Origin of the sequence: Cellulomonas rhizosphaerae, assembly GCF_003470205.1 — a bacterium.
Classification (GTDB): domain Bacteria; phylum Actinomycetota; class Actinomycetes; order Actinomycetales; family Cellulomonadaceae; genus Cellulomonas; species Cellulomonas rhizosphaerae.
This window is the reverse complement of the sequence record NZ_QWKP01000191.1, coordinates 18,181-29,626: the sequence shown is the minus strand read 5'-3', so window position 1 is coordinate 29,626 and position 11,446 is coordinate 18,181. Positions and strand designations below refer to the sequence as shown.

The following is an 11,446-nucleotide window of genomic DNA, read 5'->3' as shown; positions in this document are numbered from 1 at the left end:
CGCAGGGCCTGACGGCCGCAGAATCACCCCCTGCGAGCGCCGGGCAGCCCTCTGGGCGCCCGGCGCTCGCGCGTTGGCGGGACTACCGTCGGAGCATGTCGACGATGCGGTCGGTGGAGCTCGTCGAGGCGGACGCGCCGCTCGTCGACGAGCCGGCTCCCCGCCCGTCGTGGCTGCGCCGGCACGCGGGCTGGGGAGCGGCCGCCGCGGCCGTGCTCGTCGCGGTCCTCGTCGTCGTCCAGACCTCGTCGGCCGCGCACGACCGGGCCCGCGTCGCAGCCCTCGCGACCGTCCCCGGCGTCCTCGCGCCTCTCGACGGCACCCTCGACGTCGCCTGGCGGCTCGACTTCGAGCACTCGAGCGCGATCTGGAGCGGCCCGGCGGACGGGGTCCTCGTCTCGGGCGCGTCGCAGCAGGGCGGGTTCGTCCTGCTCGGCACGGACGTGAGCGACGGCACCAAGCTCTGGACCAAGCCCGTCACGCCCGACCCCGGGCCGAACGCGTGGGCCTGGTGCCTGCCCGTCGGCACGGGCGCGAGTGCGGTGGCGGTGTGCACGGCGGGCAACAACTCGGGCCTGTGGCAGGTGACCGCGCCCGACCGCGTGCTGTGGGTCGTCGCGCCCCGCACCGGTCGCGTGCTCGCCCAGCGGACGCTGCCGATGACCGCCCAGATCGCCGCCCTGGACGGCCACCTGCTCGTCGCCGAGCCGGCCGACGACGACCACTGGCGCGTCCAGGCCACGGACGCGGTGACCGGTGCGGCGGCCTGGACGTACACGTCCGAGCGCGTCGAGGGCGGCGCGCACGTCCTCGACTCCCCCCAGCTGACCCCGGTGCAGGACGGCGTGCTGCTCGTCGTGCCGGGCCACATGTGGTCGATCGGCGGCGACGGCCACCTGGTCGCCTCGGTCGCGGACGGCGACGAGACGTGGTGGACGGGCCTGCGGGCGGGCGCCGCGATGGGCTTCACGGAGCAGGGCGACGCGGGCTACCGCAGCACCGTGGTGCTCGCCGACGGCACCCGGTTCGCCAGCACCGAGGCCGAGCTCACGGTGTACCCGGACGACGGCTCGGACCCGGACCTGTTCTTCACCACCGACCGCGCCGACGGCGGCAGCCTGGTCGCCCGCTCCGCGCTCGACGGGTCGGTCGTCTGGCGCTCGGACGTCGCGCCGAACTCGGCCGTGCTCGTCGGCGGCACGCTCTACGCCGGCACGTCCGGCGCCCTCGTGGCGCTCGACGCCGCGTCGGGCGACCAGTGGTGGCGCACGGCCGTCGACCACCCGGTCGCGCAGCTCTCGACCGACGGGCGCTACCTCGCCGCGACCGACGGGTCGTCCGAGGTCGACGTGTACGGCATGCGCGACGGCACGCGCGCGTGGTCGATCGACCTGCGCGACGTGCTGCACACCGACACCCTCGGGTCCGTCGGCTTCTACGGCGCCACGCGGTTCCTGCTCGCGTCGCTGCCCGACGGAACGGTGGTGGCGCTGCGATGAGCCGCTCGCCGATGCACGACGTCGTGCTGCTCGAGGGCGACCAGCCCTCGACCGACGACGACACCCCGCCACGTCCCCGAAGCCATCGCCGGTGGTGGGCGGTCGGCCTCGCCGCGGCGCTGGTCGTCGGCGGGGCGGTGGCCGTCCAGCACCGTAGCGACGCCGCGGCCGACGAGCGCGCCGCGCGGCTCGCGCTGGTCCCCGGCGTGATCGCCCCGGCCGACGGCTCGCTGCGCGCGCTGTGGCGGCTCGAGCAGCCCGAGGCGGCCGTGACGTACGGCGGTGCCGCGGACGGGGTGCTGCTGGGCGGGACCTCGTCGGGCGACGGCTTCGACCTGCACGGCGTCGACGCCGCCACGGGCGACGTGCTGTGGCGCACGCCGGTCGACGTCCCGGTCGACGAGACCCTGTGGTCCTGGTGCGACCCGGTCCGGGCCGCCGACGGCAGCGAGCTGGCCGTGTGCACGGCCGGGCCCGACGCGCCCGCGGCGTCGATCGCGCTCTCGTCGCGCACGGTGTGGACCGTCGCGCCGCGCACGGGCGAGATCCTCACGAGCCGCCGGGTGCGCGGCGACTCCACGGTGCTGGTCACGGCCGACCAGCTCGTCGTCGCCGGGAGCCCGGACACGGGCGTCTGGCGCGTCCAGTCGCTCGACCCCTCGTCGGGTGAGCCGCGCTGGACCTTCACGCCGCCGATCCCCCGCACCCACGCCGACTTCTCCCAGCCCCAGCTGCTCGACGAGGGCACGGGCAACGTGCTCGTCTCGCTCGGCGGCCACCTCTGGCTGCTCGACAGCGCGGGCACGCCGCTGGTGGACCGCACGACCACCGACGGCACGTGGTGGGTCGCGCTGCGCACCGGCACGTCGCTCGGCAGGTCGTTCTCGAGCGGCGGCGCGGACGGCATCGCCCTGCTGCCCGACCACAGCACGGTCACGATCAGCGAGCAGCCGGTCTACGTGTTCCCCGACGACGGCACCGCACCCGACGCCCTGTTCACGCTCGACACCCGCGCCGACGGCACCTGGCTCGTCGGCCGCTCGGCGGCCACCGGCGCGCAGCGGTGGACGCTCCGCGAGAACGCGCTGACGTCCCTGCTGGTCGAGGGCACGCTCTACATCGGCACGTCGGACAGCATCATCGCGCTGGACCCCGGCAGCGGAGACGTGCGCTGGCGCCGCGACGTGGGCCACGCGGTCGACCAGATGAGCACCGACGGCGACGACCTGGTGGTCGTCGCTCCCCCGACGACCGTCGCCGCCTACTCGCGGCACGACGGCCACCCGAGCTGGTCGACGGACCTGGCCGACGAGCTCAGCGGGCTGGCATCGGTCGGCTTCGCGCCCGGCACGCGGCACGTCGCCGCGTGGGGGCTCGACGGTTCCGTCACCGCGGTGGGCTGAGTCGCGGGTCTACGATCCCGCGCATGGGGGACATGCGGACGGTCGAGCTCGACGACGGCACGGCCGAGCCCGCCCCGGCGAATCACCGCCGCCGGCTGTGGCCGTGGGCGCTCGCAGCCCTGGTCGTCGTCGCCGCCGTCCTGGTGACGTGGCAGCTCGTCGAGAACCGCCGCCAGCACGCCACCCAGGAGCGCGCAGCGCAGGCGTCGAACGTCCTCCTGCCGCTGCCGACCGAGGTCAAGGTGCTCTGGACGTCGCCGGCGGCAGACACCTACCTCGGGTTCGCGGTGGTCGGGCCGCACCTGGTCGTCGGGAGCACCGACGACGACGGATCCACGTACGAGATCCACGAGCTCGACCGGCGCACGGGCAAGCACCTGTGGGATGTGACCGGGACGCTCCCTGCCGGATGGGTCGGCGGCGTCGAGTGCCGCCCGGTCTCCCCGCCCGGAGGCCGTCCGACCTTCGCGGCGTGCGCCATCGGCGCCCTGGCGCCGCCCGACCAGCTCCCGACCGAGGCGGGCAACGTGCGGATCGTCGTGCTGGACGCGGCGACCGGCACGGTCGTCTCCACCACGGACACCAGCCTGGCCGCGTGGGCCGTCGCGGGCGACACGATCGTCATGGCCTCCCCCGAGCGCGACGACGAGAACGTCACGTGGACGCTGAAGACGATCGACGCCACGAGCGGCGCACCGACGTGGTCGCTCGTGCTGCCCACCGTGCCGATCGCGCCGCCGGACACGGACGACGGCTTCCTCACCGGCAAGACCTTCGACGCGTCCCTCGAAGGCGCGCTCGGTCGCGTCGTGCTGGCCGACCAAGGTCACGTCTGGGTCGTCGACGACGGGACGCTGACGACCACCGTGCCGATCGAGGCGGGCTGGACCGTAGCCCTCGACGGGTCCGGCGCGGTCGTGCTCGCGTTCGGCGACGGCACCGGCACCGCACAGCTGGTCCTGACCGACGGGACCGTCGTCGACGCGCCCGCCCAGCAGGTCAACCTGCCGGTGGACGACGGCACCGCTTCGGACGTCCTCCTGGTCCGGGCGTGGAAGGACCTCGCACTGCAGGCCCGCGACGCACGCACGGGCCAGGTCCGGTGGGAGGTGCCGCAGGCCGGGACGCAGGTGATCGTGCTGGGCGGTCGGGTCATCCTGCGCAGCGGCGACGACCTCGTCGCGGCCGACGCCGACGACGGCCACGTGGTGTGGCGGACCCGTTCGATCATGAGCTCGGAGGTCGCGCTGAGCACCGACGGGACCAACGTGTACGTGCCCGTTCCCGGCCGGCTGCGCGCATACGCGCTGACCGACGGCCACCGGCAGCCCGACCGGGTCCTGCCGCCGGAGTACAGCGGCGAGTCCCCCGTCGCGCTCGGTGGCGTGCTCACGGTCTACTCGGGCGATCCCGCGCCCATCCTCGGCTGACGGCCAGGGGGCGCGCGATGGCAGGGCTCCAGCAGGTCGAGCTGGTCGAGGACGGCTCGCTCGACGACGCACCCTCCGGCCCGCAGCCGCGACGTCGGCGCTGGTGGTGGGCGGCGGTCGGCGGCGTCGCCGTCGTCGGGCTGCTGGTGGGCGGCCAGACCGCGCTCGACGCACGCCGGCACCGGATCGAGACCCGGTTCGACGACGTCCCCGGCGTGCTGCTCCCCGTGCCCCAGCGCCCCTCGGTGCTGTGGTCGACCAGCGGCGACGACACCCGGTTCGGCAGCGCCGTCCAGGTCGGCCCGCACGTGGTCGCGGTGACCGACGGGCCAGGCGAGCTCGCGATCCGCGAGATCGACCGCAGGACGGGCGGCCCCGTGTGGACGACGAAGGTCCCGGTCGACGACGACGCGCGCACCGACGGCAGCAGCCAGTCGACCTGCGTCCCGGTCGGCGCGGATGACCTGCTCGCGTGCGCCGCCGGCCCGATCGGCTCGAGCGTGATTCCCCCCGAGAACGAGGACACCCAGCTGGTGGTCCTCGACGCGAGCGACGGCACCCTCGTCGCCACCTGGCGCACGCCCCTGCGCACGTGGACCGCGGGCGACGGCGGGGTGCAGACGATGTTGTCGACCTCCGCCGGCGACGTCGTCACGTGGACGCTCACGACGTTCGACACCACCGGTCACACCACCGCGCGGCTCGAGCTCGGCAGCGTTGCCGATCCCCCCGCCGACGACTCCCCGTCGTACGACATCGGCCTCCAGGCGCGCGATGGCTACACCGTGTTCACCCACCGGGGATCCGTGTGGCGCGTGCTCGACGGAGCCGTCACCGACGAGATCGAGGTCGGCCCCGAGACCTCGGTCCAGCTCGGCCCCCGCGGCCTGATCACGACGTCGCCCTGGAACCTGGGCTCCGACACCGCTGACACCGGCCTGCACTTCGCGGACGGCAGCACGCGCAGGGTGGAGGGCACGACGATGTACGCGACGGTCGACGACGGAACGGCGGACGACGTCGTCCTGACGATGGAGCGCCCCGGCACGCTCGTCGCGCGCGACGCGGCCTCGGGAAGCCTCCTGTGGTCGCAGCGCGGGACGCCGCTGGGCGGCGACCTCGTGCTCGACGGCGTCGTCTACCTCACGGCGTCGGACGGGTTCGGCATCACGCCCGCTTCCACCACGTCGGTCGTCGCGCTCGACGCGCGCACGGGCGAGATCCGCTGGGCCCAGCCGACGAACGTCGGCGGCTGGCCGATGACCGACGGCCGGGCGGTCTACGTCGACGCCACCACGAGCCTGCGCGCCTTCGCCCTCGACGACGGGGCGAAGCTTCCCGACCGTGACCTGACGGGCCTGACCCAGGACTCGTCGCTCAACACGTGGCTCGGCATGCTCTCCGTGTACTCGACGACCGGCGACAGCAGCCGCAACGCCGTCATCGGCTGAATCGAGACGGTCTGACCAGCATCGATACCCCACCGTGATCTGGACCACCTTCGGGGTGTGGCATCATGGCACCAGACCGAGGGGGGCCGTCATGGCCCGCCTCGATCTGTGTCAGTGAAGACACTCGACACCTTTCACAACGGATCGTCCGGCACGTACCTGCCGGTGAAGGGACTGGATTCATCATGGCTACAGTCACGTTCGACAACGCCACCCGGGTGTACCCCGGCACGGAGCGCCCCGCCGTGGACGCGCTCAACCTGCACGTCGAGGACGGCGAGTTCCTCGTCCTCGTCGGCCCCTCCGGCTGCGGCAAGTCGACCTCCCTGCGCATGCTCGCGGGCCTCGAGGACGTCAACGCCGGCCGCATCCTCATCGGCGACCGCGACGTCACGGACGTCCAGCCGAAGGACCGCGACATCGCGATGGTCTTCCAGAACTACGCGCTGTACCCGCACATGTCGGTCGCCGACAACATGGGCTTCGCGCTGAAGATCGCCGGCACGCCGAAGGCGGACATCCGCCAGCGTGTCGAGGAGGCCGCCAAGATCCTCGACCTCACCCAGTACCTCGACCGCAAGCCGAAGGCCCTGTCGGGTGGCCAGCGCCAGCGCGTCGCGATGGGCCGCGCCATCGTGCGTGAGCCCCAGGTGTTCCTCATGGACGAGCCGCTGTCGAACCTCGACGCCAAGCTCCGCGTCCAGACGCGTACGCAGATCGCGTCGCTGCAGCGCCGCCTCGGCGTCACCACGGTCTACGTCACGCACGACCAGACCGAGGCCCTGACGATGGGCGACCGCATCGCGGTCCTCAAGGACGGCCTCCTGCAGCAGGTCGGCACGCCGCGCGAGATGTACGACACCCCGCAGAACGTGTTCGTCGCCGGCTTCATCGGCTCGCCGGCCATGAACATCGGCACGTTCCCGGTGCTCGACGGCCACGCCTCGCTCGGCCGGGCCCGCGTGCCCGTCGCCCGTGAGGTCATCGGTGAGTTCACCGAGGAGGACCGCAACCACATCACGATCGGCTTCCGCCCCGAGGCGCTGGACGTCGTCCCCGCCGGCACGCCGAACGCCATCCCGGTGATCGTGAACATCGTCGAGGAGCTCGGCTCGGACGCGTTCGTCTACGGCCAGCTCACCAACGAGTTCGGCGCCGCGGCGACCGTGCACTCGGGCGCCGGCGACTCGCAGGTCATCGTGCGCGTCGACCCCCGTCAGGTCCCGGCCAAGGGCGAGACGATCGGCGTCGTGATCCGCAACGGCGAGCAGCACCTGTTCCACGCCGGTTCGGGCGAGCGCTTCTGATCCACCGCATTACGCACACGACGGCGGGCTCCGGTTTCCGGGCCCGCCGTCGTGCTGTCCCCAGCGATGCCGTGCCCGCGTCAGACGGGCCTGCGAGGATGACCTCATGACCCCCACCCCCCAGCGGTTGCAGATCACGGCAGCGCGGCCGGACCCTGCACTGCTGGACCTGCCCTGGCACATCCCGCTCGAGGAGTGGCCGGCCGAGACGCTGGCCGCGCTCCCCCGCGGCATCAGCCGCCACATCGTGCGGTTCGCGCGCCTGTCCGGCCGGGTGGTCGCCATCAAGGAGATCGGCGAGACCGTCGCGTACCGCGAGTACGAGCTGCTGCGGCAGCTCGACCGCCTCGACGTCCCGTCGGTCGAGCCCGTCGGCGTCATCACCGGGCGGCGGAGCCCCGAGGGCGAGCCGCTCGAGGCCGTGCTCATCACCAAGCACCTGCAGTTCTCGCTGCCCTACCGGGCGCTGTTCAGCCAGTCGCTGCGCCCGGACACGGCCACGCGCCTCATCGACGCGCTCGCCGTGCTGCTCGTCCGCCTGCACCTGGCGGGCTTCTACTGGGGCGACGTGTCGCTCTCGAACACGCTGTTCCGCCGCGACGCCGAGACGTTCGAGGCCTACCTCGTCGACGCCGAGACGGGCGACCTGCACGACAAGCTGTCCGAGGGGCAGCGCGCCTACGACCTCGAGGTCGCGCGCGTGAACATCATCGGCGAGCTCATGGACCTGCAGGCCGGCGAGTTCCTCGAGGCCGACGTCGACGCGGTCGCGATCGGCAACGCCCTGGCCGAGCGGTACACGGACCTGTGGCGCGCGCTGACCGAGGTCGAGTCGTTTGGCTACGGCGACCGCTGGCGCGTCCAGGCCCGCATCGACCGCCTCAACGACCTGGGCTTCGACGTCGGCGAGCTCGACATCACCACCGACGTCGACGGCACGACCGTGCGCATCCAGCCCAAGGTCGTCGACGCAGGCCACCACTCGCGCCGGCTCATGCGCCTGACCGGCCTCGACGTGGGCGAGAACCAGGCCCGCCGCCTGCTCAACGACCTCGACGAGTACCGCGCCGCGACCGACCGGCAGGCCGAGGACGAGTCCTTCGTCGCGCACGACTGGCTCACGGGCGTGTTCGAGCCAGCGGTCCGCCGCGTCCCGCGCGAGCTGCGCGGCAAGCTCGAGCCCGCGCAGATCTTCCACGAGCTCCTCGACCACCGCTGGTACCTCTCGGAGCAGCAGAACCGCGACGTCCCGATGAAGGAGGCCGCGAAGAGCTACGTGAAGGACATCCTGCCCAACCGGCCCGACGAGCAGTCGATCCTCGGTGTCCAGGCCGGCGACATCCGTGAGACCGCGCAGATGCCGATCTTCGACGAGGACCAGATCATCGGCTGACCGGGGTCAGGCGGGGGTGAACTCGCTCGAAGGCTCGGCGTCCGGCACAGCTCGCGCCTGCCCACCGCACCGCCGCACGATCCAGGCGACGATCTGAGCGTCGTGCCGCGCGATCGGCCTGCTCCGGTAGTCGTCCAGGCGCTCGTCGATCGCACTGCGAGCTGCGTCGCCCGTGATGCCGAGCTCGCCGAGCACGTACTCCCGGCGACGAGCGCGGACCTGCCGGAGCCGGCTGGCCTCCACGCGGTAGAGCACCTCGGGCCGAGGCGTCCACCAACGGAGCCGCACGCACGCGATCGCGATCAGTCCCACGAGCCCGCCCAGCAGCGACATCGCGCCGAACCAGCCCAGGACGGCGAGCGGAACAGACAACGACCACGGTCGATCGGCTCCGCCGCTGGCCCAGACTCCCGCCGAGACGAGCAGGCCGACGGCGAGCGCCGCGGCTGCTTGTCGCGCCGTGGGAGTGTCCCCCGTACCCACGCTCAGGCGCGCTGCCGGCTGACCTCGTACAGCGCGATGCCCGCCGCCACACCGGCGTTGAGCGACTCGACGGCCGAGGCGATCGGGATCGACGCGATCGCGTCGCACTGCTCGCGGACCAGGCGCGACAGGCCCTTGCCCTCGGAGCCGACGACGAGCACGAGCGGGTCGGTCGCGTACGGCAGGTCGGCGATCGCGACATCACCGCCGCCGTCGAGCCCGACGACGAAGGCGCCGGCCTGCTTGTACGCCTGCAGCGTGCGGGTCAGGTTGGTCACGCGAGCCACCGGCACGCGAGCCGCGGCGCCGGCCGAGACCTTCCACGCGGAGGCGGTCACGCCCGCGGCGCGGCGCTCGGGGACGAGCACGCCGTGCGCTCCGAACGCGCCCGCGGAGCGCAGCACGGCGCCCAGGTTGCGGGGGTCGGTCACGCCGTCGAGCGCGACGATGAGCGGCGCCTGGCCGAGGCTCTCGGCGATGTCGAGCAGGTCCTCGTCGTCGGCGTAGGCGTACGGCGGCACCTGGATGGCCACGCCCTGGTGCACCGAGCCGTCGGTGAGGCGGTCGAGCTCGGCGCGGCTGACCTCGAGCAGCGGGTAGCCCTCGTTCCCCGCGGCGGAGATGATCTCGCGCGTGCGGTCGTCGGCCTCGAGCTTGGACGCCAGGTACACCGTCGAGACGGGGATGCCGGCGCGCAGGGCCTCGACCACGGAGTTGCGCCCGGAGACGATCTCGTGGGTCGACGAGCCACGCCCGCCGCGGCTGCCCGAGGCGCTGCGCGACGAGCCCGACGCGGGACGCCCGGAGGTCGCGCTCTTCTCGGCCGAGACCGGCTTCTTGTAGGCCTTGTGGTACGTGCGCTCCTCGGCCTTGGGCGTCGGGCCCTTGCCCTCGAGCGACTTGCGGCCGTGACCGCCCGTGCCGACCTTGGCGCCCTTCTTGGTGCCCGCCTTGCGGGTGGCGCCTCGGCGCTGGGAGTTGCCGGCCATGAGATGACTTCCTTCGTTCTACGTGTGAGGTGATGCGTCGCCCCGCGCGTGCGGAGCCAGAGATCAGGGTGTGGCGAGCGACCAGCGTGCGCCGGTCGGCGAGTCCTCGACCACGATGCCGGCCGCCGCGAGGCGGTCCCGGATCGCGTCCGAGGTGGCGAAGTCGCGTGCAGCGCGGGCCGCGGCCCGTGCCTCGAGCTCGGCGGCCACGACCGCCTCGAGGGCGCTGGCGTACCGCTCGTCGGCGCCCTTCGAGCGCCACTGGACGCTGCCCGGGTCGAGACCGAGCACGTCGAGCATGGCACGCAGGACGACCATCGCCGAACGCGCCCCGTCCAGGTCGCCCGCCGCGAGCGCGGAGTTGCCGGCCCGCAGGTGCTCGAACACCACCGCGAGGGCGGCCGGCACGTTGAGGTCGTCGTCCATCGCAGCGACGAACTCCGCGGGCAGCTCGACCTTCGCGACCTCGTCGTCGTCGGCCGCTCCGACCTTCTCCACGGCCCGCTCGACGAACCCCGCGAGGCGGTCCCAGGTGGTCTCGGCCTCGGCGAGCGTCGCGTCGGTCCACTCGAGCATCGAGCGGTACTGCACGGCGGTCATCGCGTACCGGAGCACCGCGGGCCGGACGTTGGCCAGCACGGTCGTGACGAGCAGCCCGTTGCCGAGCGACTTGCTCATCTTGGCGCCGCTCTGCGTGACCCAGCCGTTGTGCAGCCAGTGCCGCGCGAACCCGTAGCCGGCCGCGCGGGACTGCGCCTGCTCGTTCTCGTGGTGCGGGAAGCGCAGGTCGAGGCCGCCGCCGTGGATGTCGAAGGACTCGCCCAGGTAGCGCAGCGCCATCGCCGAGCACTCGAGGTGCCAGCCCGGCCGACCGCGGCCGAACGGGGTGTCCCAGGACGCGGTCTCGGGCTCGCCCGCCTTGGGCGCCTTCCACAGCGCGAAGTCGCGCTCGTCGCGCTTGTCGTCGCCGGCGGGGGCGCTGTCCGGGGCGGGGACCATGTCCTCGACACGCTGGTTGGTCAGCGCGCCGTACTCGGCGAACGAGGCGACGTCGAAGTACACGTCACCCGAGTCCAGCGCGTAGGCGTGGCCGCGCTCGACGAGGCGCTCCATGAGCTCGACCATGCCGGGGATGTGCCCGGTGGCGCGCGGCTCGTAGGACGGCGGCAGGACGCCGAGCACGTCGTACGCGGCGGTGAACGCGCGCTCGTTGATCGCGGCCCAGGCCCACCACTGCTCGCCCGCGTCGGCGGCCTTGGCCAGGATCTTGTCGTCGATGTCCGTGACGTTGCGGACCAGTGTCACGCGGTGGCCGGTACGGCGCAGCCAACGGACCAGCACGTCGAACGCGACGCTCGAGCGCATGTGCCCGATGTGCGGGGGCGCCTGGACCGTGGCGCCGCACAGGTAGATGCCGACCTCGCCCGCGACGAGCGGGACGAAGTCGCTCACCTGGCGGGTGGCGGAGTCGAACAGGCGCAGGGTCACCGG

At 73.2% G+C, this 11,446-nt stretch carries 9 protein-coding genes; 6 read left to right on the top strand and 3 right to left on the bottom strand.

Annotation, left to right across the window (positions count from 1 at the left end):
• Positions 1–95: 95 nt before the first annotated feature.
• From D1825_RS09550 to D1825_RS09525, 6 genes are all read left to right on the top strand, one after another.
• Positions 96–1,499, top strand: coding sequence for an outer membrane protein assembly factor BamB family protein (locus D1825_RS09550; protein ID WP_118767190.1), 1,404 nt, complete (start codon positions 96–98; stop codon positions 1,497–1,499).
• Positions 1,496–2,902 carry an outer membrane protein assembly factor BamB family protein gene (locus tag D1825_RS09545; RefSeq protein ID WP_118767189.1) on the top strand — a complete coding sequence of 469 codons (1,407 nt, stop codon included), beginning with the start codon at positions 1,496–1,498 and terminating at the stop codon, positions 2,900–2,902. The genes D1825_RS09550 and D1825_RS09545 overlap by 4 nt, the downstream gene beginning before the upstream one ends.
• 23 nt (positions 2,903–2,925) lie before the next feature.
• The gene (locus D1825_RS09540; protein ID WP_118767188.1) at positions 2,926–4,332 is read left to right on the top strand and encodes an outer membrane protein assembly factor BamB family protein; all 1,407 of its coding nucleotides are present in this window, start codon (positions 2,926–2,928) and stop codon (positions 4,330–4,332) included.
• 17 nt (positions 4,333–4,349) lie between these two features.
• Positions 4,350–5,783, top strand: coding sequence for an outer membrane protein assembly factor BamB family protein (locus tag D1825_RS09535; protein WP_118767187.1), 1,434 nt, complete (start codon positions 4,350–4,352; stop codon positions 5,781–5,783).
• A gap of 185 nt (positions 5,784–5,968) precedes the next feature.
• Entirely contained in the window at positions 5,969–7,090 is a 1,122-nt protein-coding gene (locus D1825_RS09530; RefSeq protein ID WP_118767186.1) for an ABC transporter ATP-binding protein, read from the top strand.
• 106 nt (positions 7,091–7,196) lie between these two features.
• Entirely contained in the window at positions 7,197–8,483 is a 1,287-nt protein-coding gene (locus D1825_RS09525; RefSeq protein ID WP_118767185.1) for a DUF4032 domain-containing protein, read from the top strand.
• A gap of 6 nt (positions 8,484–8,489) precedes the next feature.
• Here D1825_RS09525 and D1825_RS09520 read toward each other — a convergent pair whose 3' ends face one another.
• The 3 genes from D1825_RS09520 to cysS form a co-directional block, all read right to left on the bottom strand.
• Positions 8,490–8,966 carry a hypothetical protein gene (locus D1825_RS09520; protein WP_138067557.1) on the bottom strand — a complete coding sequence of 159 codons (477 nt, stop codon included), beginning with the start codon at positions 8,964–8,966 and terminating at the stop codon, positions 8,490–8,492.
• A gap of 2 nt (positions 8,967–8,968) precedes the next feature.
• Complete coding sequence (gene rlmB, locus D1825_RS09515) at positions 8,969–9,955, bottom strand: 23S rRNA (guanosine(2251)-2'-O)-methyltransferase RlmB (RefSeq protein WP_118767183.1); 987 nt, start codon at positions 9,953–9,955, stop codon at positions 8,969–8,971.
• A gap of 63 nt (positions 9,956–10,018) precedes the next feature.
• Complete coding sequence (gene cysS, locus D1825_RS09510; protein ID WP_118767182.1) at positions 10,019–11,443, bottom strand: cysteine--tRNA ligase; 1,425 nt, start codon at positions 11,441–11,443, stop codon at positions 10,019–10,021.
• Positions 11,444–11,446 lie beyond the last annotated feature (3 nt).

What these genes read in the sequence shown, in the direction of transcription:
- D1825_RS09550 (WP_118767190.1), top strand. Translation starts at nt 96, where the DNA reads ATGTCGACGATGCGGTCGGTGGAGCTCGTCGAGGCGGACGCGCCGCTC.
- D1825_RS09545 (WP_118767189.1), top strand. Translation starts at nt 1,496, where the DNA reads ATGAGCCGCTCGCCGATGCACGACGTCGTGCTGCTCGAGGGCGACCAG.
- D1825_RS09540 (WP_118767188.1), top strand. Translation starts at nt 2,926, where the DNA reads ATGGGGGACATGCGGACGGTCGAGCTCGACGACGGCACGGCCGAGCCC.
- D1825_RS09535 (WP_118767187.1), top strand. Translation starts at nt 4,350, where the DNA reads ATGGCAGGGCTCCAGCAGGTCGAGCTGGTCGAGGACGGCTCGCTCGAC.
- D1825_RS09530 (WP_118767186.1), top strand. Translation starts at nt 5,969, where the DNA reads ATGGCTACAGTCACGTTCGACAACGCCACCCGGGTGTACCCCGGCACG.
- D1825_RS09525 (WP_118767185.1), top strand. Translation starts at nt 7,197, where the DNA reads ATGACCCCCACCCCCCAGCGGTTGCAGATCACGGCAGCGCGGCCGGAC.
- rlmB (WP_118767183.1), bottom strand. Translation starts at nt 9,955, where the DNA reads ATGGCCGGCAACTCCCAGCGCCGAGGCGCCACCCGCAAGGCGGGCACC.